This is a genomic window from Bradyrhizobium sp. MOS003 (genome assembly GCF_003020125.1).
Lineage (GTDB): Bacteria > Pseudomonadota > Alphaproteobacteria > Rhizobiales > Xanthobacteraceae > Bradyrhizobium.
On sequence record NZ_PYFW01000001.1, the window covers coordinates 367,311 to 392,870 of the forward strand.

Below are 25,560 nucleotides of genomic sequence, written 5' to 3' on the forward strand. Positions count from 1 at the left end.
CTCCAGCGTGAATGACGGCGATGCTATCATTCTCGTGATTGCAATGCAATCAATGACCATCAAAGATTTCTGACGGCGATCAGGATGCCTATGAAGGTCGCGGCGATGATCCAGAGCGCAACGGTGCGCCAGCGGTTCTTGCGGCCCTCGCTGCGGCCCATCGCGGCGATGCTCTCGGGCGACAGCCTGATGCCCTCGCGCGTCATGGTCTCGAGCTGTTCCAGCACCTTCACCGACCGTTCGGCGATCTCGGGCAGGCGCATCAGCACGCGCGCGATGTCTCCGGTCCCGGCGAGCGCGCCCTGCACCCGGCCAATGGGTCCGAGATTGCGCTCGATCCATTCACGCACCACGGGGTCGGCGATCTTCCAGATGTCGAGCTTGGGATCGAAGCCGCGCGCCACGCCCTCGACCACCACCATGGTCTTCTGCAGCAGGATCAATTCGGGCCGCGTGGTCATGTCGAACAGGCCGGTGACCTCGAGCAGCAGCGTCAGCAGCCGCGCCATCGAGATCTCCTCGGCGGTGCGGTTGTGAATGGGCTCGCCGATGGCGCGGATGGCTTGCGCGAAATTCTCGACCGAGTGATGCGCGGGCACGTAGCCCGCCTCGAAATGCACTTCCGCGACGCGGCGATAATCGCGGGTGATGAAGCCGAGCAGGATCTCCGCGAGGAACCTCCGCTCCTTCATGCCGAGCCGGCCCATGATGCCGAAATCGACCGCGACGAGTCGTCCCGCGTCATCCAGGAACAGGTTGCCCGGATGCATGTCGGCGTGGAAGAAGCCGTCGCGCAGCGCGTGGCGCAGAAAGCTCTGGATCACCTTGCGGCCGAGATCGGGCAGGTCGACCTGCGATTCTGCCAGACGCTTGTGATCGTTCAGCGCGATGCCGTCGATCCACTCCATCGTCAACACGTTGTGCGTGGTGCGGTCCCAGTCGACATCAGGCACGCGGAAATCGGGATCGTCGCGGGTGTTCTCCGCCATCTCGGACAGCGCAGCTGCTTCCAGCCGCAGGTCCATCTCCATGGCGACGGAGCGCGACATGGTGTTGATGACCTCGATGAGGCGCAGCCGGCGCGCCTCCGACGAATAGGTTTCGGCCTTGTGTGCGACGAAGAAGAAGTCGGAGAGATCGCGGCGGAAGCGCGCGGCCACGTTGGGCCGGAGCACCTTCACCGCGACCGATTTGCGGATCCCATTGTGTGAGACCTCGCCGCGATGCACCTGCGCGATCGAAGCGGCCGCGACGGGGGGGCCGAAGCTGACAAACACGTCTTTCAGCGGCCGCTCCAGCGAGGTCGCGATCGTGGCTTCCGCTTCGTGCTGCGGAAACGGCGGCAGGCGGTCCTGGAGACTTTCGAGGTCGCGCGCCATGATCACGCCGACGACGTCGGGACGTGTGGCCAGGAATTGTCCGAGCTTGAGATAGGCGGGGCCCATCCGCGTCAGCGCGCGCGCGATCCGCGGGCCGTGCTTGACGCCACGTCGTTCGATCAGGCGCGCCAGCTTCAGCGCGAGCTGTCCCGGCGGCGGAACCAGGCTCGGATCGACCGAGCCGAACACGCCTTCGCGCGCAAACACGAATGCGGCGCGGATCAGGCGCGAAATGTGGGTGATGGCAGAGATCACAAACGCCAGCCCGAATGAAGTGCGACGATTCCGCCGGACAATGTCTGCCAGCTGACGCGGGCGAAGCCGGCGTCGCGGATCATGTCGGCGAAGGCGTTGGGTTTCGGAAACTTGCGGATGGACTCGACGAGATATTGGTAGGACTCGGCATCGCCCGTGATCATGCGGCCGAGCGGTGGGATCACCTTGAACGAGAACAGGTCGTAGATCCGGTCGAGCCCGGGCATCTCGACGGTGGAGAATTCCAGGCACAGGAAGCGGCTGCCGGGCTTGAGCACGCGATGGGCCTCGCGCAGCGCGAGATCGATCCGGGGCACGTTGCGAATGCCGAAAGCGATCGTATATGCGTCGAAGCTGCGATCGGCGAAGGCGAGCGCTTCGGCATTGCCCTCGACGAAATCGACCCGGGTTTCGAGATGGCGCTTCGCGGCGCGCTCGCGGCCCACGGCCAGCATGTCGGTGTTGATGTCGCAGACGGTGGCGTGGAAGCCCGCACCGGCGGCCTTGGCGGCGCGGAACGAAATGTCGCCGGTGCCGCCGGCTACGTCGAGCAGCGAGAACGGCCGGTCGCCCCTCGGCGGGTCGAGCGCCGTTATCATGATGTCCTTCCAGACCCGGTGCAGGCCACCGGACATCAAATCGTTCATCAAATCATAGCGCGATGCCACGCTGTGAAACACATCGTTCACCAGCGTCTGCTTGTCCCCCAGGGGAACGTCCCTGAAGCCAAAATGCGTGGTTTCGCCCGGCCGATCCATTACTCTACTCCACTGGGCGAACCATAGCGCGCCCGCCGCAATGGCGCTATCACACCGCCCTCATAAGGTGAATGCCTGACCATGCCTGAATTGCCCGAAGTCGAGACCGTCCGCCGCGGCCTTCAGCCGGTGATGGAGGGTGCGAAAATCCTGGTTGCGGAGGCCCGCCGGCCGGATCTGCGCTTTCCGTTCCAGCCGGATTTCGTGGCGCGGCTGCAGGGGCAGGTCGTCACGGGGCTCGGCCGCCGTGCAAAATATCTCATGGCCGATCTCGCCTCCGGCGACGTGCTCTTGATGCATCTGGGCATGTCGGGCTCGTTCCGCGTCATCAAACCGGACAACGAGGCCGCGCCCGGCGAGTTTCACTATCCGAGGGGGAAGGATTCCACGCACGACCACGTGCTGTTTCGGATGTCCTCCGGCGCGGACATCGTCTTCAACGACCCGCGACGCTTCGGTTACATGAAAGTGATCGCACGCAACGCACTCGAAGACGAGCCGCTGCTGCGCGACCTCGGTCCCGAGCCGCTCGGCAATGAATTCGACGCGGCGATGCTCGCGCGGTCCTGCGAAGGCAAAACGACGAGCCTGAAGGCCGCGCTGCTCGACCAGCGCGTGGTCGCGGGGCTCGGCAACATCTATGTCTGCGAAGCCCTGCATCGCTCGCATCTGTCGCCGCGCCGCATCGCGGCGACGCTCGCGACCAAGGGTCGCAAGGGTGTTGGCGGCGGCGAGCCGACCGATCATGCGAAGCGGCTGGTGAGTGCGATCCACACCGTGCTGAACGACGCCATCAAGGCCGGCGGCTCGTCCTTGCGCGACCATCGCCAGACCTCGGGCGAACTCGGCTATTTCCAGCACTCGTTCAAGGTCTACGACCGCGAAGGCGAGACCTGCAAGACGCCAGGGTGCGGCGGCACGGTCAAGCGGTTCACGCAGAATGGCCGATCGACGTTCTGGTGTCCGAAATGTCAGAAATGAGAGTGATCGCACCCGGAAGGCTGTGAACCTCTGTAAGGCGAGGATTCCACCACGCCGTCATTGCGAGCGCAGCGAAGCAATCCAGAATTCCTCCGCAGAAAGACTCTGGATTGCTTCGCTGCGCTCGCAATGACGGGTGGATGGAGCACCGTAGCCCGCAAACAGCCGTTTTGCCCGGCAAGTCAGACGTCTGCGCGCCGCCGCCGAGGTGCCTTGGCCGGGGGCGGTTCTACTGTGCATGGGGTTGTTTTCGGGATTCTTGTTCGAGAGCGTGTTTGCCCTCGCCAGAAAAACGCGAAGCGAAGCAATCCGGCCGGGCTGGTGGCCGGATTGCTTCGTCGCTAGGGCCCTTCCGGATGGTGAAGGGCCGACTGCCGTCAGAGCGATTGCCCCGCTCAGGACGTCAGTGTCGTGGTCTCGTCCGCCGCCTGCTCGGCGGCGATATGGAGCATGCTGTCCGCGGCCGAGATGACCTGGTCGATCAGCACATTGGTGGTGGCTTCGAGATCGAGCCGGGTTTCGATCCAGCGCCAGAGGCCGCGGATCTCGTCCGCCGACTTCCCGTTCGGCGCGAATTCGCTCACCGCGAGGCCGCTCGCAAGCGAGTCCTGGTGGTCGTTGCGCATCACGATCAGCGGGCGCGCAAGCACGTCCGAAAGATCGAGCGCGGCTTCCTCGGCGAGGGTGTTGGCGGCATTGTCGATGCGCTGGCCGCGGATCGGCGTCTGGTTGAGCACGAAGCTGTAGGGCCGCTTCCAGGCGCGCGCGACGCTGAGCGTCGAGACGGTCGCTTCGATGTCGGCAACGCTGGGGCGGGCCGGGATCAGGCAGAGATCGGAATGGCGGATCGCAGCGGTGGTGGCGGCGCTGAGGCCAGCGGCGGTGTCGACGATCGCAAGCTGCAGGCCGCTATCGGCGAGCATCTTGAGGCGCGGCTCGATATTGGCGACATGATAGATCGGCTCGACGACGACGTCGTCGTTGCTGCGACGGCGCAGCCAGTTGGACAGGGTGCCCTGCGGGTCGGTCTCGATCAGGCGGACGGTGAAGCCGGCCTGCTTGGCCGCGAGCGCGAGGCCGATGGCGAGCGTGCTCTTGCCGCTGCCACCTTTTTGAGTGGCCAGTACGATCGTGTGCATTTGAAGATCAATCCTTTGGAGTGCTGGGTCTCGGGATAACGCCACGCGAACGTGCATCGCTCTCGATGCTGAGCTCTTCTCGCTCAGGACGTGCCCTGCCCGATCCAAAGGGGACCGCGGATGTCCGAATCAACGCTGATAATGATGGCAGAATCGGGAATGCCAGCTAATCCGTACCATTACTGGACCCGTAATCGTGCGTGTGGTGTGCTCGCCGCCGTGAATAGAGGGACGAGCGGCATGAGCGGAAACTGGCGCGACCGGACGGCGACGACTTTCGACTGCCAGAAGATGCCGGCGGTCTCGAGCCGCGGCATGGTGGTCAGCAACCACCCGCTGGCCTCCAGCGCCGGCGCCGAGATGTTGGCCGCCGGCGGCAACGCCATCGACGCCGCGATCGCCACCCTGTTCACGCTGACCGTGGTCGAGCCGATGATGGTCGGCATCATCGGCGGCGGCATGGGACATATCCGGCTGGCCGACGGCAGCCATCGCTTCATCGACGGCCAGAGCACCGTGCCCGCAGCGGTGCGCGATACCAGCTACATGCCCAAGCCGGGCTCGGCGCATGACGTGTTCGACACCATCGGCAACGAAAATCTCAACGGCCCGAAAGCAGTCGCCACGCCGGGCTCGCTCAAGGCCTGGTGCGAGACGCTGCGCCGGTTTGGCACCATGAGCCTCGCCGACGTGATGCAGCCCGCGATCAAGCACGCCGCGCGCGGCTATGCGGCGACACCCTATTTGCACGAATGCATCAGCGAGAGTGCCGCCGAGATGCGCAAGGACAAGCCGATCTCGGCGATCTATCTGCCTGATGGCGCGCCGCTGAAGGTTGGTGAGCGCGTGGTGCAGGCCGAATATGCCGAGACCTTGCGCTACATCGCCGATCACGGTGAGACCGCTCTCTACGAAGGGCCGCTCGGCGACATCCTCGCCGACTACATGGAGAAGACCGGCGGTTTCATCCGCCGCAACGACCTCACCAGCTACAAGACCGTCGAACGGCAGCCGATCCGTGCCGACTATCGCGGCTGGACCATCCTCGGCCCGCCGCCGCCCGCGGCGTCCGGCGTGCACATCGCGCAGATGCTGAACATCCTGGAGGGCTATGATATCGGCGGCCTCGGCTTCGGCACATCCGAGACGATTCATTACCTCGCCGAGGCCCTGAAGATCGCCTTCGCCGATCGCGCCGCGGCCAGCGGCGATCCCGATTATGTCGGGGTGCCCGTGGAGAAGCTGACCTCGAAGGCCTATGCCGAGGAGCGCCGCCGCGCCATCGATCCGGCGCGGGCGCAGATTTGGGGCGCCGGCGTGTCGCAGCTCGAAGGCGCGCACACCACGCACATGACGGCGGCGGATAGCTTCGGCAACGTGGTCGCGACCACGCAGACCATCAACAATCTGTTTGGCGCCAAGATCATGATTCCGGGCCTCGGGGCCATCGCCAACAACTACATGAATTTGTTCGATCCACGACCGGGCCACGCGCTGTCGCTGGCGCCGGGCAAGCGAGTCACCACCTCGATGTCGCCGATGATGGCGCTCGACGACGGCAAGCTGCGCTATGCGCTCGGCCTGCCCGGCGGCAAGCGCATCTTCACGAGCGCGATGCAGGCCCTCGTCAATCTGATCGACCATGGCATGAGCCTGCAGGAGGCGGTGGAGGCGCCCAGGGTCTGGACCGAAGGCAACGCGCTCGAGGTCGAGCAGACGGTGCCGGAAAGCGTGCGCGCGGAACTCGCCGTGCTCGGCCACAAGGTGCAGCCCGTCGCGACCGTCGCGGGCGGCATGAACGGGATTGCCTTCCACGACGACGGCACCATGACCGGCGCCGCCTGCTGGCGTGCCGACGGCACGCCCGTCGGCATTTCGGGCGGCCTTGCGAAAAGCGGGATCAGGTTCAGGCTGAGCTAGTTTGTCGTGCCCCGGACGCGGCGCAGCACGCAGTGATGCGCTGCCGAGCCGGGGGCCAGCACTTTTTGCACGGAATTTGGATGCCTGGGTTCCGGCTCCGCGCCGTATCGCTGCGTGCCGCAGCGCGTCCGCGACAAGAGAGTTACTTCCGCACGCAGATCACGCGGACGACGGCGGCTTTCGTATCCGCCGAGTTGCCGTTCGCGGTGACGCCATTCGCCTTCAGGAAATCGCGCACGGCATCTGCGGACACCATCACGGCCTGCGAGGCCGGCACCGATGTCGCAGGACCCGCCATCATCGCCGGCTTCAAAAGCGCGATGCCGGTGAACTTGCCGTCGCCATCGATCGCCGGACCACCGGAGAACCCGACTGCCGGCGGCGGGGACAGCATGGAATCACTGCTCGGGACCGGCGCCAGTGCGGCCTTGACGACCGACACGCCGCCCGCGCCGCCCTGGCTCTGTGGGTCGGCGATGCCGACGACGTCCACGTTCGTCTTGGCCGCTCCGCCAGCCAGGCTGAGCGGCTTCAGGCCGCGCGCGCCGTAGATATGCAGCAGTGCGAGACCGCGCTCCTTGTCCTCGGCGAGGCGATCGGCGCTGCCATAGCCGGCGATCGTGATGGCGAGACAGCTGTCGGTGACGAGTCGGTCGGTGACGATCGCGCCGTCGTCACTGACGACGAGGCCGGTGCCGTACTCGACGGTCTTGCGCGGCGGCGGCCCGGCTTGCGGTCCGGACGGAAACGCGTTGAACGCGCTCGACATCGCGATCACGACCGGCTCGACCGTGTTCTCGGTCGCCTGGTCGTAGAGGATCGTCATGATGCGGACCTCGTCGCCCTTGAAGGTGCCGCGAACGTAGAATTTTTTCAGACCCTGCAATCCCGACAGCACGAAGAAGTCGGGCTTCACCACGGTGTAGTCGACCTTGCGCCCGGACGGCTCCTTCTTCTCGAGCTCGGCGAGCTTGGCGGTGGTGGGGTTTAGCTCCTTGCGGCGACTGAGCAGCACCTGCACGGTTCCTGTCGGCGAGGTCCATTTCGAGCCGTTGGCGTCGGTGGCCTGCTGAGGCACCAGTTTTGAGGGAATGCCGAGCCGCGCGCCGCTGGTCATCTCGGTCACGAGTTTCCAGCCGACGCCCTCCTGCTTCCGCCGCGCGGTCTCGGCGAGCGCGGCACGCTCCTGCGGATTGAGCACGCCGGTCGGCTTGCCGCCCTTGAGCTTCTGGTATTCCTTGATCGCCTCGACCATGCGCGCGCTGACGTCGCCGGTGATGGCGCCGTTATACTGGCCGACCCAGGCGAGGTCGGACTGTAGCGACAGCCGTTCCGCCTGCGTCATGCCGTCCGCCGTCTGCGACGGCGTCTGCAGGGCAGGCGGCTTGATCGGGACGGTCTGGATCACCTTTGGCTTTGTGCCGGGGACCTGCGGCGTCGTCATCTGGGCGCTCGCACCCGTGGCGGACGCAAACATCAGTGTTGCCGCAAGCATCGATCTCATGACAAATCCAGCCAGCCCATTGAACGCCATGTCATTCAAGCACATCTCGTTGGTCGCGAACAATGTTGCGCTGGTTCAGGTGGCGATAGACGTCACGCGTTCAGGTCCTCATCCTGAGGAGCGGCCTTCAGGCCGCGTCTCGAAGGATGGCCCAGGGCGAGATCGGGGCCTTCATGGTTCGAGACGCGCGTGCCGCGCTCCTCACCATGAGGGTGAGAGGAACGAAGGACGACGATGCTGAGCCCGGACGAACTCGAACGCTATGCCCGCCATATCGTGCTGCGCGACGTCGGTGGTCCCGGCCAGGCTGCGCTGAAGCGGGCGTCGGCGCTGGTGATCGGCGCCGGCGGACTCGGCGCGCCGGCGCTGATGTATCTGGCCGCCGCCGGTATCGGCACGCTCGGCGTGGTCGATGACGACGTGGTCTCGCTGTCCAATTTGCAGCGCCAGGTCATCCACACCACGCCCGATATCGGCCGCCACAAGGTCGAGAGCGCGGCAGAGCGGATCTCGGCGCTCAATCCGCACGTCCGTTTCGTCGGCCACGCCACCTGGCTGAATGCCGACAATGCGCTCGACCTGATCGGCGATTACGACCTCGTGCTCGACGGGTCCGATAATTTCTCGACGCGCTATCTGGTCTCGGACGCCTGCTTCTTCGCGAAGAAGCCGCTGATCACCGCGGCGCTCGGCACGTTCGACGGCTCGCTCACCACCATCCGCGCACACGAGACCAACGCGCAGGGCGAATTCAATCCGACCTATCGCTGCCTGTTTCCGGAGGCGCCGCCGCCCGGCACGGTACCGGCCTGCGCGGAGGCCGGCGTCATGGGCGCGCTGGCGGGCGTGATGGGCTCGATGATGGCGCTGGAGGCGATCCGCGAGATCGTCGGATTCGGCGACGGCCTCGTCGGCCGCCTCCTGATGATCGATGCGCGCGCGATGCGCTTCGAAACGCTGCGCTATGGGCGCGATCCGGCCAACCCGCTCAATGGCGACGGGCCCGTGGTCACCGACCTCAGCGCCCATCGCACCTGATCTGCTGCGTTACGCCGCGGCCGGCTTCTCGCTGTCGAGATGGGCCATCTGCTCGGCGGTATAACGCGTGCCTGAAGCGACATCGGGCGGAAACGCCTTGGCCAGCGCCGCAAGATGTGCCGGTGTCAGCGTGACCCTGGACGCGCCAAGCGCTTCGATCAGACGGGTGCGGGTCTTGGCGCCGACCAGCGGCACGATCGCTTGACCGCGCTCCTGGCCCTGCGCCGCCACCCAGGCGATCGCGACTTGCGCCGGCGTTGCGCCGATTTTCCCGGCGATGGCACGCAGCGATTCCACCAGCGCGAGATTGGCGTCGAGATTTGCGCCCTGGAAGCGCGGCGTCATCAGCCGATAATCCTTGCCGGCCCTGCCTGAATCCTTCGACCAATGGCCGCTGATCAGGCCGCGCGCCAGCACGCCGTAGGCGGTGATGCCGATGCCGAGCTCGCGGCAGGTCTTGACGATGTCGCGTTCGATGCCGCGCTCGATCAGCGAATATTCGATCTGGAGATCGGCGATCGGATGCACGGCATGCGCGCGGCGGATGGTGTCGGATCCGACCTCGGACAGGCCGATATGCCTGATGTAGCCGGCCTTCACGAGATCGGCGAGGCCGCCGATGGTCTCTTCGATGGGAACGTTGGGGTCGAGCCGCGCCGGGCGGTAGATGTCGACATAGTCGGTGTCGAGCCGCTGTAGCGAGTAAGCGAGGAAATTCCGGAGCGCTGTCGGGCGGCAATCCATGCCGGTGAATTCACCGGCGGGGCCGCGCAGCGCGCCGAACTTGACGCTGATCTGCACTCTGTCGCGCGCCACATCCTTGAGCGCATCGCGGATCAGCATTTCATTGTGGCCCATCGCGTAGAAATCGCCGGTGTCGATCAGTGTGATGCCGGCATCGAGCGCGGCGTGGACCGTGGCAATGCTCTCGCCGCGATCGGCCGGGCCATAGGCGTCCGACATGGCCATGCAGCCGAGACCCAGGGCGGAGACGCTGGGGCCGGTTGAACCGAGTTTGTGCTGTTCCATGATGGTTCTCCTCGAAAAGGCGCAGGCTGGTGGCGCCGCGTGACCAGGGGGGATATGCGCCCGCTCCATTGCCCCGATAAGCTGGACAATGCCGAATGGCTTGTTCATCGTGTCGAACAATGACCGAATCTGATCTGCGCGATCTCGACGTCTTCGTGGCGGTCGCCCGCACCCGGAATTTCCGGCGTGCGGCGGTTGAAATTCGCGTGTCGGTATCGAGCCTTAGCCAGCGCCTACGGGACCTCGAGGAGCGCCTCGGTGTCCGCCTGATGAACCGCACCACCCGCAGCGTTGCCTTGACCGAGGCGGGCGAGCTGCTGCTGTCGCGGGTGGCACCTGCGCTGCGCGATGTCGGCGATGCCCTGGCGGAGGTGCGGGGTCTGCGCGGGGTGGCCTCTGGCCGCCTGCGCATCAACGCGCCGCCCCCGGCCGTCGATCTCGTGCTGGCGCCGATGGTCGGGCCGTTTCTCGCTGCCCATCCCCAGGTCGATCTCGACGTCGTGTCCGAGAGCGGCTTCGTCGACATCGTGAGCGGAGGCTACGATGCCGGCGTCCGCTATGGCGAGCATCTGGCGCAGGACATGGTAGCGATACCGCTGAGCGGTCCGCAGCACTATGTCGTCGTCGCCTCGCCCGATTATGTCGCGCGCCGCGGCGATCCGAAGCATCCGAAGGATCTGCTCGATCACGATTGCATCCGCGCCCGCTACTCGAGCGGCGTGATGCATGATTGGGAGTTCGAGAAGGCCGGCCAGATCGTGAAGGTCGATCCGCCGGCCAAGCTGATCTCGACCAACATGAACCTTGCGATGCAGGCCGCGCTCGCCGGCGCGGGCATCTGGGCAACGATCGACGGTTATGTCGGCGAAGCCCTGAAGTCCGGCGCGCTGATCAGCCTGATGGAAGATTGGTGCGAGCCGTTTCCCGGACCGTTTCTGTACTACCCGAGCCGGCGCCAGACGCCGCCCGCGCTGCGCGCCTTCATCGATTTCGTCGCCGACTGGCGCAAGCGCGAGGCGCGCAGGAAATAGACCTCAGAGCATGCTCGGGAGCACGCGATCCGGCGGCTTGTGGGCGTCGAGGAAGGTGCGGATGTTGATGATCACCTTCTCGCCCATCTCGACGCGGCCTTCGATCGTGGCCGAGCCCATATGCGGCATCAGCGTCACCTTGCCGGCCTTGGCGAGCCGCACCAGCTTCGGATTGACCGCGGGCTCATGCTCGTAGACGTCGAGGCCGGCGCCGGCAATTTCGCCGCCTTCGATCAGCTTGATTAGCGTGTCCTCGTCGGTCACCTCGCCGCGCGCGGTGTTGACGATGTAGGCGTCTTTCCGGATCAGCTTCAGCCGCCGCGCCGAGAGCAGATGATAGGTCGCCGGCGTGTGCGGACAGTTCACCGAAATGATGTCCATCCGCGCCAGCATCTGGTCGAGGCTTTCCCAATAGGTCGCGCCAAGCTCTTCGGCGATGACAGGCGCCACGGGACGGCGGTTGTGATAGTGGATCTGCAGGCCGAAGGCGCGGGCACGGCGCGCCACCGCCTGGCCGATGCGGCCCATGCCGATGATGCCGAGCCGCTTGCCGCCGATGCGGTGGCCAAGCATCCAGGTCGGCGACCAGCCGGCCCACGGCTTTCCTTCGGTCAGGATCGAGGCGCCTTCAATCATCCGCCTGGGCACGGCGAGGATCAGCGCCATGGTCATGTCGGCGGTGTCCTCGGTCAGGACTTTCGGCGTATTGGTGACGGTGATGCCGCGGGCATGCGCGGCCTCCACGTCGATATTGTCGACGCCGTTGCCGAAATTGGCGATCAGCCGCAGCTTGCAGTCGGGCTGGTTGACGATGTCGGCGCTGATATGGTCGGTGACGGTGGGAACCAGCACGTCGGCGGTGCGTGCGGCTTCAGCGATCTGGTCCGCGGACATCGGCGTGTCCTCGAGATTGATCCGCGCGTCGAACAATTCGCGCATCCGCGTCTCGATCGAATCCGGCAGCTTGCGCGTCACCACGACGAGGGGCTTTTTCTTCACCGACATGTCCTGCTCTCATGAGGCGTCGCAAGCCGCCTCTGTCGCCAAAGGCCGGTCGTTGAGGTCTCATTAACCCGGTTGTTCGACACTGCCCTTTGCCGTGTCCGTCCCCGGCGTTTCCTTCAAGCTCTCCCGATATTTCCGGTCGGAAAATCGGGGCAAACTGGTTGTTCAGATGCCCGTCCTCTCTAGCAGAAGGCCGGGCCAAGACAAGAACCACGGGTTAAGGCTTGAAGGAGCCGGCTTGGGGGAACACCCGCGTGGGGCGGGTCAGGGGGTGGCGCGGCAGGTTTTGGAATTTGGGGTGAGGACCCGGCTCGGGCCGGGTCTTCGACAGGAGACGGGTTGATGGCGTTGGGGCGTTTTTGTTCGGTGATGGCGCTCGTTTGCACCTGGTTGAGCGCTACGGTCGGCCCTTCGCATTCGGCCAAGGACACCACGCCTCAGACCGCCAGCGGCCTGCCGGTGCCGCGCTATGTCAGCCTCAAATCGGATCATGTGAACGTCCGTGCCGGCCCGACCAAGGACAATGACGTGGCCTGGGTCTACACCCGTTCGGGCCTGCCGGTGGAAATCACCGCAGAGTTCGAGAATTGGCGCCGGGTGCGCGATTCCGAAGGTGCCGAGGGCTGGGTCTATCACTCGCTGCTGTCGGGTCGCCGCACCGCGGTCGTCACCATGAAGCACAAGGACGAGCTCGCCCCGATCTACGATCGCGCCGATCCTGACAGCGCCGTTGCCGCAAAACTCCAGGCCGGCGTCGTCACGCAGGTAAAGAAGTGCGCTGCAAACTGGTGCCGCGTCACCGGCAGCGGATTCGACGGCTGGATCCAGCAGGAGCGCCTCTGGGGCGTGTATTCTGACGAGCAGGTCAACTGACGCTGCAAACGAAAATGGCCGGGACGAGCCCGGCCATAATGGTCTCAGATTGATTTCGGTAGATCTCAGCGCTTCTTGCGCAGGCGCACGACCATGTCGATGCGCGCGATCTCGTAGCCCTCCGGCACCTCCGGCATCTTGGACAGCGCCAGATGCGGATCCTCGATGTCGACCAGCTCGTGGCTGTTCTCGAGGTAATAGTGGTGGTGGGTGGTGACGTTGGTGTCGAAATAGGTCTTGGTGCCGTCAACACTGACCTGCCGGAGCAGGCCGGCATCGGTGAGCTGGTTCAGCGTGTTGTAGACGGTCGCCAGCGACACCGGGACCTTGGCCAGCGTCGCTTCCTCGTACAGCATTTCAGCCGTGAGGTGGCGAGCACCCTTGCCGAACAACAGCCAGCCGAGCGCCATGCGTTGGCGCGTCGGACGGAGCCCCGCGGACTGGAGCATTTCGTTGACGTCATGCCAGGGGCAGCCGGTCAAAGCCGGCTGGCGGCCGGACAAGAGGGCCGCGGCATGGACGTCGTCGTCGTGATGGGGCGCGGTATTCTCGTTCATTTCCAGACTTCGGCACGCGTGAACAATATGTATCTGCAATATAAGAACAGATAGATGCAGATGCAAGTTTCTCGCAACTAGAGAGGTTCTAATCAGGCTTGGAACCCGCCGGGGATCGCGTCATTTACCTTCATGTATCGGCTTTGCCACCTGAAATGGCCTGTGTTAGAGAGCGCGCGGTTCCGCTTAGCCGATTTTGGCGCAGCCGGGCATCGAGGCCCGGTCCGCGGTCCATCCGGGGCAAGCGGGCGCAGCGCCCTGACAGTGGCAATTGGCGTTGCTCTCCGACCGAGACGGGGCCCATTTTCGCCAAGAAGCGCCGCTCAATCGGATTTCAAACAGAGGCTCGTGCATGCTGAACAGGCGCAACGGTTACGAATACGAAGATCTGCTGGCCTGTGGCCGCGGCGAGATGTTCGGCCCGGGCAATGCCCAGCTGCCGCTGCCGCCGATGCTGATGTTCGACCGCATCACTGATATCAACGACAATGGCGGCGAGTTCGGCAAGGGGCTGGTGCGCGCCGAGCTCGACGTGAAGCCCGATCTCTGGTTCTTCGGCTGCCACTTCAAGAACGATCCGGTGATGCCTGGCTGCCTCGGTCTCGACGCGCTGTGGCAAATGGTCGGCTTTTTTCTGGGCTGGACCGGGGGCGAAGGTCGCGGCCGCGCGCTTGGCTTGAACGAATTAAAGTTCAGCGGTCAGGTGCTGCCCGAGGCCCGCAAGGTTGTGTACAACGTCGATATCAAGCGCGTGATGCGTTCAAAGCTCGTGCTTGGCATCGCCGATGGATGGCTTTCGGTCGATGACCAGATTATCTATCGCGCCAAGGACTTGAAGGTCGGCCTGTTCAAGCAGGGCACGGACCTGGGCTGAGCGCATCACCAAGACAACAACGATTGAGGCGAGGCTGTCATGAGGCGGGTTGTGGTCACCGGGATGGGCATTGTCTCGTCGATCGGAAACAACACCCAGGAAGTGCTTGCGAGCCTTCACGAGGCGAAGTCGGGCATTTCTCGGGCTGAGAAATATGCCGAGCTCGGCTTCCGTTCGCAGGTGCAGGGCGCGCCGACGCTCGATCCCGCGACGGTGGTCGACCGCCGCGCGATGCGTTTCCTCGGCCAGGGCGCGGCGTGGAATCACGTCGCGATGGAGCAGGCGATCCAGGACTCCGGCCTGAGCCCTGAGGAAGTCTCCAATATCCGCACCGGCATCATCATGGGCTCCGGCGGTCCCTCGGCACGCACCATCGTCGAATCCGCCGACATCACCCGCACCAAGGGACCGAAGCGCGTCGGACCTTTCGCAGTGCCGAAGGCGATGTCGTCCACGGCTTCCGCGACGCTTGCGACCTGGTTCAAGATCAAGGGTGTGAACTATTCGATCTCCTCGGCCTGTGCGACGTCGAACCATTGCGTCGGCAACGCCTATGAGACGATCCAGATCGGCAAGCAGGACGTCATCTTCGCCGGTGGCTGCGAGGAGCTGGACTGGTCGCTGTCCGTGCTGTTCGACGCCATGGGCGCGATGTCCTCGAAGTACAACGACACGCCGGCCACCGCGTCGCGTCCCTACGACGTCAACCGCGACGGCTTCGTCATTGCCGGCGGTGCCGGCGTGCTGGTGCTGGAAGAGCTCGAGCATGCCAAAGCGCGCGGCGCCCGCATCTACGGCGAGATCGTCGGCTACGGCGCGACCTCGGACGGCTACGACATGGTCGCACCCTCCGGCGAAGGCGCCGAGCGCTGCATGCGCATGGCGATGGCGACGGTGAAGAGCAAGGTCGACTACATCAATCCGCACGCGACCTCGACGCCGGCCGGCGATCCTCCGGAGATCGACGCCCTTCGCCGCGTGTTCGGAAGTGGCGAGAAGTGCCCGCCGATCTCGGCGACCAAGGCGCTGACCGGCCACTCGCTGGGCGCCACCGGCGTGCAGGAGGCGATCTACTCGTTGCTGATGATGAACAATGGCTTCATCTGCGAGAGCGCCCACATCCAGGAGCTCGATCCCGTGTTCGCCGACATGCCGATCGTGCGCAAGCGCATCGACAACGTCAAAATCGGCACCGTGCTGTCGAATTCGTTCGGCTTCGGCGGCACCAACGCCACGCTGGTGTTCAGCCGGCTGGATGTGTGACGTCCTTGCTGGCGCAGCGTTGATTTTCTCGTCATGGCCAGCAAAAGCGCGAAGCGCGTCTTCGCGCTTGATGTCCCGGCCATCCACGTATTGGCCTCAGGCTGCAAAGGGCGTGGATGCCCGGGACAAGCCCGGGCATGACGAAGAGCGGAAGGTGATCTTGAAATGGAAGGTCTGATGAAGGGCAAGCGCGGTCTGATCATGGGCATCGCCAATGATCATTCGATCGCCTGGGGCATGGCGAAGACGCTGCATGCGCACGGCGCCGAGCTCGCCTTCACCTTCCAGGGCGAGGCGCTGGGCAAACGCGTCAAGCCGCTGGCGGAGCAGCTCGGAGTCGATCTGGTGCTGCCCTGCGACGTCGAGGACATCGCCAGCGTCGATGCGACCTTCGACGTGCTTCGCGAAAAATGGGGCAAGCTCGACTTCGTCATCCACGCCATCGGCTTTGCCGACAAGAACGAATTGAAGGGCCGCTATGCCGACACCAGCCGCGAGAACTTCTCGCGTACCATGGTGATCTCCTGCTTCTCGTTCACGGAGGTGGCCAAGCGCGCCGCCGAGCTGATGAGCGAGGGCGGCAGCATGATCACGCTGACCTTCGGCGCCTCCGAGCGCGCGATGCCGAACTACAACGTGATGGGCGTGGCCAAGGCGGCGCTGGAAGCCTCCGTGCGCTATCTCGCCTCCGATTTCGGACCGCGCGGCATCCGCGTCAACGCGATCTCCGCGGGACCCATCCGCACGCTTGCTGGCTCCGGCATCGGCGAGGCGCGCGCGATGTTCGCCTTCATGCAGAAGCATTCGCCGCTCCGCCGCGGCGTCACGCTCGAAGAGCTCGGCGGTTCGGCGCTGTATCTGTTGTCGGACCTCTCGGGCGGCGTGACCGGCGAGATCCACTATGTCGATTCCGGCTACAACACCATCCTGATGCCGCGGCCGGACGATTTGAAGACCCCGGAGTAGGACTTCGTTGGGTGGGCAAAGGAGCGCAAGCGACGTGCCCACCGTCTCTCAATAATTGCAGATCGTGGGCACGGCGAAGGCGCCTTCGCACACTCTACGAGAGGTGCTTCAGCCCGCTGCGATCTTCTCCGCACGCTGGAACGCCGGCCGTGCCGTGCAGCGCGCGAGATAGGCATCGAAGGCGGGGCGCGACGGCACCATCTTGAACTGCCGCACCGCGAAATTCAGACCCGAGCCGATCGTGATGTCGGCGGCCGAAAATTTCTCGCCGAGAATCCACGGCCCCTTGGCAAGCGCGGCCTCGAGCACGTCGAACACCTGCGTCGCGCTGCCCCAGGCCGCGGTCGATGTCGGGATCTCGATCTTGGTAAAGATCTGGATGATGGCGGGCTCGATGCAGCCAGGCGAGAAGAACAACCATTGCAAATAGCGCCCGCGCTGGGGATCGACTATGTCGGGTGCGAGCTTGGTCTCGGGATACCGGTCGGCGATGTAAGCGCAAATCGCGGCGGCCTCGCCGAGTGCAACATCGCCGTCGGACAGTGCCGGCACCTTGCCCATCGGATTGACTTTGAGGAAGTCCGGCGCTTTCTGCGCGCCGATGGAGATATCGGTCAGCACGCGCTCATAAGGCAGGCCGCTCTCCTCCATCAGCCAAAGCGTCGTGAACGAGCGCGAACGGGGCGACCAATAGAGCTTGATCATGACGGGGAACCTTCCATCGGCGTGAGGCGAGCGAGGCTTATTCATCGCGTGTCCGCTTTGAAATCGCAACGCACTTAGCTTGGTCGACGCGAACGAGTGCGTGTCAGTCTTGCATCAGATAGCCGGGAAGCCCCCGATCGAGCCTGTCGGTGATGAGCGCCCGCGTTCTCTCGCGCAGAATCGCGCTGCTCGAAGCGGTCGCGGGTGGGTTGGGGAACTGGTCATTGTCGAGCTTGTTAAGCGGGTCTTCGGTCAGTCGCATACTTGCGGCGAAGTTCGCGCCGAAATTCACAAAGGGGCGCTTGATCTCCTCGTAGCTCCGGCCGTCGATCAGGTTGATCGAGATGTTTGCGAACAAATGCGAATGCCGGATCAGATTTCCGAGCCCTTGATTGAATGTGCCGATGCCGTTCAACATCATGCGGCTGCCCGGCAATTCCCCCTTGTACGTGGTCGCAACCAGATAGCGATCGCAGCTCACGTTCGGCGTGATGCCCCGCACGATCGCTGGCAGGCGTTCATTGGGATCGGGAATGAATCGCGATTTCGGATTGTAGAAGGGATCGAAGGCTCCCTTGGGAAAGGCGATCCTGCGAACGCCGGGATCGCCGCCCGTTGCGGCTTTCACTCGCGCGAACACGAGATCGTCGAGACCCCAGTCGATGGGGACTTCGGTCTCCTCGTTCTCGAAAAGGGTGAGCCCGAATTTCTGGACGGAGTAGCGCTCGCCGATCACCGAGATCACGCCGAGCTTGCAGGGGCCGCTCTCGACCGCAACCGGCTGCTTCGCCACCGGTTTGGTCTTCGGCGCGGCCTTCTTGGCAGCCGGTTTTGCTGGTGCGGGAGACGCGGAGTTTGCAGGAGGAGTTTGCGCCGATGCCGAAGCCGTAAGGGACAGCAGGGCGAGTAATGAGGCAGCAAATCGAAACATGGAGTCCAGGGGGATCAGAAACCGGAGGTCGTCGGATGACTCAGATTAGATGGGGATCGTGACAACCGCAAGCTGCACCCGAAATCGGCGCCTACCCGATGGGGCGCTTCCATCGATAATATTTCATCAAGAACCCGTCCGACGGATCGATCTCCTGCTTCTCGAATACGAAGTCTTCGCGCACGTACCAGCGCCAGGCTTTCTCGTTCTCGCGGACGCAACGTAGGTGCATCTCGTCCGGCATCTGCGCGCGTGTGAACGCGAGCAGCTTCCGCCCGAGACATCCAAGGTCTACGCCCGCTGGCTGCGCACAGATGGACGTGCGCGCACCTTGCCGGCCGACAGGCAGACCACCTCGGAAATCTGGAGCAGCTGGCGCGCCAGCGGGCTGGTCTTGCGCCAGACCATGCCGATGGTGCGGGATGGCTCGGGGTCGCGGAAGCGCGCGAGCGAGACCGAGGCCGACCGGGTCTCCACCGGCACCGCCATCTCCGGAATCAGCGTCACGCCGATGCCGGCGCTGACCATCTGGACCAGCGTCGACAGCGAGTTCGCATCCAGCATCTCGCGCGGCGGCGCCGATTGCATGTTGCAGAACGACAGCGCCTGATCGCGGAAGCAGTGTCCTTCTTCAAGCAGCAGCAGCCGCATCTCGCGCATCATCTCACGCGAGGGCACCGGTGTGCCTTCATCGGAGCCCGGCCGGACCAGCAGGAATTTCTCGTCGAACAGCGCGACCTCGGTGAGCGAGGGTTCGGATACCGGCAGCGCGACGATGGCGGTGTCGAGCCGCCCGTCCACCAATTCCTGGATCAGCCGGGGGGTCATCGTCTCGCGCACGCGAATGTCGAGTTCCGGATGCATGCGGGTGAGATTCTTGGTGATCTTGGGGAGCAGATAGGGCGCGATCGTCGGGATCATGCCGATGCGTAGCCGGCCGGCGAAGCGGTCCTGCGAAGCGCGGGCGAAATCGCCGAGCTCGTCGACCGAGCGCAGGATGTCGCGGACGCGCGGCGCGAGCTCTTCGCCGAACCGGGTCAGGGCCACCTGCCGGGCGCTGCGCTCCAGCAACAGGCCGCCGAGCGCGTCCTCCAGTTCCTTGATCTGCATCGACAGGGCTGGCTGCGAGATCGAGCTTGCCTCGGCGGCACGGCCGAAATGGCCGTGACGCGCCAGCGCATCGAAATACCGGAGCTGGCGCATCGTCACGTTAGCCATCAGAAAATCCTATCGCAGCGATCATTAAAGTCAACTTCCCCTGATGGACTGCGGGGCTTAGAGTGGTTCTACCTGGTCGAAGGTGCGAACTCGCGCCACCAGAGGAGGTATTCATGGACGACACTTCGAAGTGCCCGTTTTCGGGTGGAAAACGCGTGCCGGCGAACCGCGATTGGTGGCCGACCCAGCTCAGCATCGAGACGCTGCACAAGAATTCCGCCAAGTCGGACCCGATGGACAACGACTTCGACTACGCCAAGGAGTTCAAGTCGCTCGATCTCAATGCGGTCATCAAGGACCTGACCGCTCTGATGACGGATTCGCAGGAATGGTGGCCCGCCGACTTCGGTCATTACGGTGGCCTCATGATCCGCATGGCCTGGCACAGCGCGGGCACCTACCGCACCACCGACGGCCGCGGTGGCGCGGGTGCCGGCCAGCAGCGTTTCGCACCGCTCAACAGCTGGCCCGACAACGCCAACCTCGACAAGGCGCGCCGTCTGCTCTGGCCGATCAAGCAGAAATACGGCCGCAAGATTTCATGGGCCGATCTGATGGTGCTCGCCGGCAACGTCGCGCTGGAATCGATGGGCTTCAAGACGTTCGGTTTCGCCGGCGGTCGCGTCGACGTCTGGGAGCCGGAAGAACTTTATTGGGGTCCCGAAGGCACTTGGCTTGGCGATGAACGCTACAGCGGCGAACGCGAGCTCGCCGAGCCGCTCGGCGCGGTGCAGATGGGCCTCATCTACGTCAACCCGGAAGGTCCGAACGGCAAGCCGGATCCAGTTGCCGCGGCCAAGGACATCCGCGAGACCTTCGCCCGCATGGCGATGAACGACGAGGAAACCGTCGCGCTGATCGCGGGTGGCCACAGCTTCGGCAAGACCCATGGTGCAGGCGATCCCTCTCTGGTCGGGCCGGAGCCGGAGGCGGGCGCTCTGGAAGATCAGGGCCTCGGCTGGAAGAGCAAGCACGCGTCGGGCCACTCGGGCGATGCCATCACCAGCGGTCTCGAAGTAACGTGGACGACCACGCCGACAAAGTGGAGCAACAACTTCTTCGAGAACCTGTTCAACTTCGAATGGGAGCTGACGAAAAGCCCGGGCGGTGCGAACCAGTGGACGGCCAAGGGTGCCGACGCCATCATTCCCGACGCCTTCGACAAGTCGAAGAAGCATCGGCCGACGATGCTGACCACCGACCTCTCGCTGCGCTTCGACCCGGCCTATGAGAAGATCTCGCGGCGCTTCCTGGAGAACCCGGCTCAGTTCGCCGACGCCTTTGCCCGCGCCTGGTTCAAGCTCACCCATCGCGACATGGGCCCGATCCAGCGCTATCTCGGCCCGCTGGTGCCGAAGGAGACGCTGATCTGGCAGGATCCGATCCCGGCCTTGAATCACGAGCTGGCCAGCGATCAGGATATCGCCGCGCTGAAGACCAAGATCCTGGCCTCGGGCCTCTCGGTGTCCGAGCTGGTCTCGGCGGCGTGGGCGTCGGCCTCGACGTTCCGCGGTTCGGACAAGCGCGGTGGTGCCAACGGCGCGCGCATCCGGCTTGCCCCGCAGAAGGATTGGGAGGTGAACGAGCCGGCCCAGCTCTCCAAGGTGCTCGGCAAGCTCGAAGCGATCCAGAAGGACTTCAACGCCTCGTCGGGCGCGAAGAAGGTCTCGCTGGCCGATCTGATCGTGCTCGGCGGCACCGCCGCGGTCGAGAAGGCCGCGAAGGATGCCGGCGTCGATGTGAAGGTCGGCTTCACGCCGGGTCGCATGGATGCCTCGCAGGAGCAGACTGACGCTGCTTCGTTTGCTCCGCTGGAGCCGCGCGCCGATGGTTTCCGCAACTTCGTCGGCAAGCGGCATCAGTTCATGCAGCAGGAGGAAGCCCTGGTCGATCGCGCGCAGCTGCTCCGGCTCACCGGCCCGGAGATGACGGCGCTTCTCGGCGGCCTGCGCGTGCTCGGTGCCAACGCGAATGGTTCGAAGCACGGCGTCCTCACCTCCAAGGTGGGAACGCTGAGCAACGACTTCTTCGTCAACCTGCTCGACATGAGCACGCAGTGGTCCCAGGCGGCTGACGGCACCTATGAGGCCCGCGACCGCAAGACCAACGCGGTCAAGTGGACCGGCACGCGCGTCGACCTGATCTTCGGCGCCCACTCGCAGCTTCGCGCCTACGCCGAGGTCTATGCCACCTCGGACGCCAAGGAGAAGTTCGTGAAGGACTTCGCCAAGGCCTGGACCAAGGTGATGAACCTCGATCGGTACGACATCGTGCGCCAGTAACGCCATCTCCTCCTCTCCTTTTGGGGAAAGGGGGAGTGACGCTTTGAAGCATCTCTCAATTTAAGGAAAGGGCGGCTGTGAGGCCGCCCTTTTCTCGTGGTCGCTGTGAGCGGTCACACGCCGAGTGTACCCGCCTTCGCGGCTGCGTAGCGCTCGCCGACGACTTTCCAGTTCACCGTGTTCCACCATGCCTTGAGATAATCGGCCCGGCGATTCTGGTAGTTCAGGTAATAGGCGTGCTCCCAGACGTCGTTGCCGAGCAAAGCGCGCTTGCCGTCCATCATCGGATTGTCCTGATTAGGACGAGTCTCGATCGCGAGCTTGCCATCCTTGCCGACCGTCACGAACACCCAGCCCGAACCGAACACGCGACCGCCGGCAGCGTTGAAGTCGGTCTGGAATTTCTCCATGCCGCCGAGATCGCTATCGATCGCCGCGAGCAGGGCGCCCTCCGGCTTGCCGCCGTTCGGTCCCATGATTTGCCAGAACATGGTGTGATTGGCGTGGCCGCCCATGCTGTTGCGGACGCCGGTGCGGATGGCCTCCGGCACGGCATTGAGATTGCCCAGCACCTCGCTGACCGGCTTATCGGCGATCTGCGGATTGTCCTTGGCGAAATTGTTCAGGTTGGTGATGAACGCCTGGTGATGGCGGTCGTGATGGATCTCCATCGTCCTGGCATCGATATGCGGTTCCAGCGCGTTCGCCGGATAGGCCAGCGGATCGAGCTTGAACGGACCTGCGGGCGCCACGGCGGCCTGCGCGAACACAAGGCGCGGAGCCGCGGCAGCGGCAACAAGGCCTGTTGCAGCGAACATGAGACGGCGCCTGGATATGGATGACATGTGCTTCTCCTGTCTGGGGACGATCCGCTGATCGAGCGTGAGACCAGCTACGCAGCAGGGACCCCCGCCGGTTTCGATCACAGTCATTGTGACGCTGCGGCGGAATCGCGCATTGCCATCTTGATGATGCCCGCTGCAGGCAGCCAATAAAAAAGGGCGGCCGAGAGGCCGCCCTTCGTGTCTCCGATAGTGCCGAGCGATTACTCCCCGGCCGCTTCGCGCGGTGCCTTCTCGCCGTCGCCGACCTTGCCCTCGAGGTCTTCGCCGGTGGTCTGGTCGACGACCTTCATCGACAGGCGGGTCTTGCCGCGGTCGTCGAAGCCGAGCAGCTTGACCTTGACCTTGTCGCCTTCCTTGACGACGTCGGAGGTCTTCTGCACGCGCGCCGAAGCGAGCTGGCTGATGTGGACGAGACCGTCCTTGGAGCCGAAGAAGTTCACGAAGGCGCCGAACTCCATCACCTTGACGACGGTGCCGTCATAGATCTGGCCGACTTCCGGATCGGAGGCGATCGACTTGATCCACTTGATCGCGGCCTTCATCGCCTCGCCGTCGCTGGAGGCGACCTTCACGGTGCCGTCGTCCTCGATGTTGACCTTGGCGCCGGTCTTCTCGACGATCTCGCGGATCACCTTGCCGCCGGTGCCGATCACTTCGCGGATCTTGTCGGTGGCGATCTTGAAGGTCTCGATGCGCGGCGCGTATTCGCCGAGCTCGGCGCGGGCGTTGGTCAGCGCCTTGGACATCTCGCCGAGGATGTGGATACGACCATCCTTGGCCTGGGCGAGCGCCACCTTCATGATTTCTTCGGTGATGCCCTCGATCTTGATGTCCATCTGGAGCGAGGTGATGCCTTGCTCCGTACCGGCGACCTTGAAGTCCATGTCGCCGAGATGGTCCTCGTCGCCGAGGATGTCCGAGAGAACCGCGAAGCGCTTGTCTTCGAGGATCAGGCCCATCGCGATGCCCGCGGTCGGCCGCTTCAACGGCACGCCGGCATCCATCAGCGCGAGCGAAGCGCCGCAGACCGAAGCCATCGAGGACGAGCCGTTCGACTCGGTGATCTCCGACACCACGCGCGTGGTGTAGGGGAATTCGTGATGCGGCGGCAGCACCGGATGGATCGCGCGCCACGCCAGCTTGCCGTGGCCGATCTCGCGGCGTTTGGTGCCGCCGAGGCGGCCGGTCTCGCCGACCGAGTAGGGAGGGAAGTTGTAGTGCAGCAGGAACGTCTCTTTGTACGTTCCCGACAGCGCGTCGATGTACTGCTCGTCTTCGCCGGTGCCGAGCGTGGTCACGACCAGCGCCTGGGTCTCGCCGCGGGTGAACAGCGCCGAGCCGTGGGCGCGGGGCAGCACGCCGACTTCGGCGACGATGTTACGGACGGTCTTGCTGTCACGGCCGTCAATGCGTTTGCCGGTGTCGAGGATGTTCCAGCGAACGATCTTCGCCTCGAGCTCTTTGAACACGCCGGAGATGCGCAGCTTGTCGTATTTCGGCTCCTGCCCTTCGGGGAAGTAATGGGCGATCACCTTTTCCTTGACCTTGCCGACCGCGGCGTAGCGATCCTGCTTGACCGGAATGGCGTAGGCGGCGCGCAGCTCCTGCTCGACGAGGCCGAGCATTTCCTTTTCGAGCGCCGAATTGTCGATGGTGGTGACTTCGCGCGGCTCCTTGGCGGCCTTTTCGGCGAGCTCGATGATCGCGTTGATCACCGGCTGGAAGTGGCGATGACCGAACATCACGGCGCCGAGCATGATGTCTTCGTTCAGCTCCTTGGCTTCCGATTCCACCATCAGCACGGCGTCGGCAGTGCCGGCGACGACGAGGTCGAGCTGGGTGTCCACCATCTCGTCGAGCGTCGGGTTGAGGATGAACTCGTCATTGGCGAAGCCGACGCGAGCGGCGCCGATCGGGCCCTTGAAGGGGGCGCCGGACAGGGTCAGCGCGGCAGACGATGCCACCAGCGCCACGATGTCCGGATCGTTCTCCATGTCGTGCGAGAGCACGGTGACGATCACCTGGGTCTCGTTGCGCCAGCCGTCGACGAACAGCGGACGGATCGGACGGTCGATCAGGCGGGAGACCAGCGTCTCCTTCTCGGTCGGACGGCCCTCGCGCTTGAAATAGCCGCCGGGAATACGGCCCGCGGCGTAGGTCTTTTCCTGGTAATCGACGGTCAGCGGCAGGAAGTCGACGCCTTCGCGCGGCGACTTCGCGGCAACGACGGTGGCGAGAACCACGGTCTCGCCATAGGTGGCGACGACGGCGCCGTCGGCCTGGCGGGCGATCTTGCCGGTTTCCAGCTTGAGAGGGCGTCCGCCCCAGTCGATCTCGACTGAATGCTTATTGAACATAGAGGTCTTCTTTCATGGGTTCTCGAAAGAAGGGACGGCTCTCGAAAAACAAAAACCATGCGCAAGATTGCGGGACGTTGATCGAAGCGGGCGATCAGCGTCCTGCGATCCTGCCATGGTTTCTGGATTTCGGATGGCGTCCATCCTTTCGGGTCATACGGGCGCCTTGCCCGTTGTGCCCAGCCGCCGGATTGCTGCTGGACTGTCAGTCGGCACGAATGCGAATACGCGCATTGCGATCTTCGCTCTTCATGCCCGGATGCCGGCCGTCAACGGCCCGCATCCGACGTGCGCGTAACTTCGATCAAAAAGCTTGAAATAAGCGCTTTCGTTCGAAACCACGTACGAAAACGCGCGCCGTTGGGCGCGCGCAAGAACTCTTAACGACGAATGTTGTGCTTCTCGAGCAGCGCCTTGTAACGCGCCTCGTCCCGCTTCTTGAGATAGTCGAGCAGCGAGCGGCGGGTCGAGACCAGCTTCAAGAGGCCGCGACGCGAATGGTTATCCTTCACGTGGGTCTTGAAATGGTTGGTGAGGTTGTTGATGCGTTCCGACAGGATCGCGACCTGAACCTCCGGCGAGCCGGTGTCGCCGGCCTTGTTGGCATTCGTCTTGATGACTTCCGCTTTGCGTTCTGCGGCAATCGACAT

At 64.3% G+C, this 25,560-nt stretch carries 22 protein-coding genes and 1 pseudogene; 9 read left to right on the forward strand and 14 right to left on the reverse strand.

What is annotated here, in order from left to right; translation table 11 throughout:
• Positions 1-59: 59 nt before the first annotated feature.
• Entirely contained in the window at positions 60-1,634 is a 1,575-nt protein-coding gene (ubiB, locus tag C7G42_RS01820) for a 2-polyprenylphenol 6-hydroxylase (protein WP_106947392.1), read from the reverse strand.
• Positions 1,631-2,392 carry a bifunctional demethylmenaquinone methyltransferase/2-methoxy-6-polyprenyl-1,4-benzoquinol methylase UbiE gene (ubiE, locus tag C7G42_RS01825; RefSeq protein ID WP_106947393.1) on the reverse strand — a complete coding sequence of 254 codons (762 nt, stop codon included), beginning with the start codon at positions 2,390-2,392 and terminating at the stop codon, positions 1,631-1,633. Before ubiE ends, ubiB begins: the two co-directional genes overlap by 4 nt.
• An 81-nt stretch (positions 2,393-2,473) precedes the next feature.
• On the opposite strand from ubiE, the gene mutM reads away from it, so the two are divergent.
• Positions 2,474-3,373, forward strand: coding sequence for a bifunctional DNA-formamidopyrimidine glycosylase/DNA-(apurinic or apyrimidinic site) lyase (gene mutM / locus C7G42_RS01830; RefSeq protein WP_106947394.1), 900 nt, complete (start codon positions 2,474-2,476; stop codon positions 3,371-3,373).
• A gap of 395 nt (positions 3,374-3,768) precedes the next feature.
• On the opposite strand, the gene C7G42_RS01840 is transcribed toward mutM, so the two are convergent.
• On the reverse strand, positions 3,769-4,512 hold the full coding sequence (locus C7G42_RS01840) for a nucleotide-binding protein (protein WP_106947396.1): 744 nt from the start codon (positions 4,510-4,512) through the stop codon (positions 3,769-3,771).
• A 240-nt stretch (positions 4,513-4,752) separates the two neighbouring features.
• Between C7G42_RS01840 and ggt the strand changes: the two genes are divergently transcribed.
• The gene (ggt, locus tag C7G42_RS01845; protein ID WP_106947397.1) at positions 4,753-6,432 is read left to right on the forward strand and encodes a gamma-glutamyltransferase; all 1,680 of its coding nucleotides are present in this window, start codon (positions 4,753-4,755) and stop codon (positions 6,430-6,432) included.
• 142 nt (positions 6,433-6,574) lie between these two features.
• Here the strand turns inward: ggt and C7G42_RS01850 are convergent, their stop codons facing one another.
• Positions 6,575-7,936, reverse strand: a complete 1,362-nt coding sequence (locus tag C7G42_RS01850; RefSeq protein WP_199580598.1) for a peptidoglycan-binding protein — start codon at positions 7,934-7,936, stop codon at positions 6,575-6,577.
• Between the two features lie 234 nt (positions 7,937-8,170).
• On the opposite strand from C7G42_RS01850, the gene C7G42_RS01855 reads away from it, so the two are divergent.
• Complete coding sequence (locus tag C7G42_RS01855) at positions 8,171-8,974, forward strand: HesA/MoeB/ThiF family protein (protein WP_106947398.1); 804 nt, start codon at positions 8,171-8,173, stop codon at positions 8,972-8,974.
• Between the two features lie 9 nt (positions 8,975-8,983).
• Here the strand turns inward: C7G42_RS01855 and C7G42_RS01860 are convergent, their stop codons facing one another.
• Positions 8,984-10,003, reverse strand: coding sequence for an aldo/keto reductase (locus C7G42_RS01860; RefSeq protein WP_106947399.1), 1,020 nt, complete (start codon positions 10,001-10,003; stop codon positions 8,984-8,986).
• Positions 10,004-10,122: 119 nt separating this feature from the next.
• Here C7G42_RS01860 and C7G42_RS01865 point away from each other — a divergent pair, with 119 nt between their 5' ends.
• Positions 10,123-11,034 (forward strand): LysR family transcriptional regulator, encoded by a 912-nt coding sequence (locus tag C7G42_RS01865; RefSeq protein WP_106947400.1) that lies wholly within the window; start codon positions 10,123-10,125, stop codon positions 11,032-11,034.
• 3 nt (positions 11,035-11,037) lie between these two features.
• Here the strand turns inward: C7G42_RS01865 and C7G42_RS01870 are convergent, their stop codons facing one another.
• A complete protein-coding gene (locus tag C7G42_RS01870; protein WP_094894271.1) occupies positions 11,038-12,039 on the reverse strand; it encodes a 2-hydroxyacid dehydrogenase in 1,002 nt (333 codons plus the stop codon).
• Between the two features lie 342 nt (positions 12,040-12,381).
• Here C7G42_RS01870 and C7G42_RS01875 point away from each other — a divergent pair, with 342 nt between their 5' ends.
• Complete coding sequence (locus tag C7G42_RS01875; RefSeq protein ID WP_106947401.1) at positions 12,382-12,912, forward strand: SH3 domain-containing protein; 531 nt, start codon at positions 12,382-12,384, stop codon at positions 12,910-12,912.
• 65 nt (positions 12,913-12,977) lie between these two features.
• On the opposite strand, the gene irrA is transcribed toward C7G42_RS01875, so the two are convergent.
• A complete protein-coding gene (gene irrA, locus C7G42_RS01880; RefSeq protein ID WP_094894280.1) occupies positions 12,978-13,469 on the reverse strand; it encodes an iron response transcriptional regulator IrrA in 492 nt (163 codons plus the stop codon).
• Between the two features lie 352 nt (positions 13,470-13,821).
• On the opposite strand from irrA, the gene fabA reads away from it, so the two are divergent.
• From fabA to fabI, 3 genes are all read left to right on the forward strand, one after another.
• Positions 13,822-14,343, forward strand: a complete 522-nt coding sequence (gene fabA, locus C7G42_RS01885; protein WP_094894282.1) for a bifunctional 3-hydroxydecanoyl-ACP dehydratase/trans-2-decenoyl-ACP isomerase — start codon at positions 13,822-13,824, stop codon at positions 14,341-14,343.
• A 39-nt stretch (positions 14,344-14,382) separates the two neighbouring features.
• A complete protein-coding gene (fabB, locus tag C7G42_RS01890) occupies positions 14,383-15,606 on the forward strand; it encodes a beta-ketoacyl-ACP synthase I (RefSeq protein WP_106947402.1) in 1,224 nt (407 codons plus the stop codon).
• A 165-nt stretch (positions 15,607-15,771) separates the two neighbouring features.
• Positions 15,772-16,572 carry an enoyl-ACP reductase FabI gene (fabI, locus tag C7G42_RS01895; protein WP_106947403.1) on the forward strand — a complete coding sequence of 267 codons (801 nt, stop codon included), beginning with the start codon at positions 15,772-15,774 and terminating at the stop codon, positions 16,570-16,572.
• A 108-nt stretch (positions 16,573-16,680) separates the two neighbouring features.
• On the opposite strand, the gene C7G42_RS01900 is transcribed toward fabI, so the two are convergent.
• The 4 genes and pseudogenes from C7G42_RS01900 to C7G42_RS01915 all read right to left on the reverse strand — a co-directional run bounded on the left by C7G42_RS01900 (position 16,681) and on the right by C7G42_RS01915 (position 19,426).
• Positions 16,681-17,277 (reverse strand): glutathione S-transferase family protein, encoded by a 597-nt coding sequence (locus tag C7G42_RS01900; RefSeq protein WP_106947404.1) that lies wholly within the window; start codon positions 17,275-17,277, stop codon positions 16,681-16,683.
• 103 nt (positions 17,278-17,380) lie between these two features.
• Entirely contained in the window at positions 17,381-18,070 is a 690-nt protein-coding gene (locus C7G42_RS01905; RefSeq protein WP_245427486.1) for a hypothetical protein, read from the reverse strand.
• Between the two features lie 229 nt (positions 18,071-18,299).
• A pseudogene (locus C7G42_RS35650) lies at positions 18,300-18,488 on the reverse strand (GNAT family N-acetyltransferase); the annotation flags it as partial.
• An 11-nt stretch (positions 18,489-18,499) separates the two neighbouring features.
• On the reverse strand, positions 18,500-19,426 hold the full coding sequence (locus C7G42_RS01915) for a hydrogen peroxide-inducible genes activator (RefSeq protein ID WP_094894297.1): 927 nt from the start codon (positions 19,424-19,426) through the stop codon (positions 18,500-18,502).
• Between the two features lie 113 nt (positions 19,427-19,539).
• On the opposite strand from C7G42_RS01915, the gene katG reads away from it, so the two are divergent.
• A complete protein-coding gene (gene katG, locus C7G42_RS01920; RefSeq protein WP_106947406.1) occupies positions 19,540-21,708 on the forward strand; it encodes a catalase/peroxidase HPI in 2,169 nt (722 codons plus the stop codon).
• 113 nt (positions 21,709-21,821) lie between these two features.
• Here the strand turns inward: katG and C7G42_RS01925 are convergent, their stop codons facing one another.
• The 3 genes from C7G42_RS01925 to rpsO form a co-directional block, all read right to left on the reverse strand.
• Positions 21,822-22,553: a superoxide dismutase gene (locus C7G42_RS01925; RefSeq protein ID WP_106948809.1), complete on the reverse strand. Its 732-nt coding sequence runs from the start codon at positions 22,551-22,553 to the stop codon at positions 21,822-21,824.
• A 200-nt stretch (positions 22,554-22,753) separates the two neighbouring features.
• Positions 22,754-24,910: a polyribonucleotide nucleotidyltransferase gene (gene pnp / locus C7G42_RS01930; protein WP_106947407.1), complete on the reverse strand. Its 2,157-nt coding sequence runs from the start codon at positions 24,908-24,910 to the stop codon at positions 22,754-22,756.
• 380 nt (positions 24,911-25,290) lie between these two features.
• Positions 25,291-25,560 (reverse strand): 30S ribosomal protein S15, encoded by a 270-nt coding sequence (gene rpsO / locus C7G42_RS01935; protein WP_008131787.1) that lies wholly within the window; start codon positions 25,558-25,560, stop codon positions 25,291-25,293.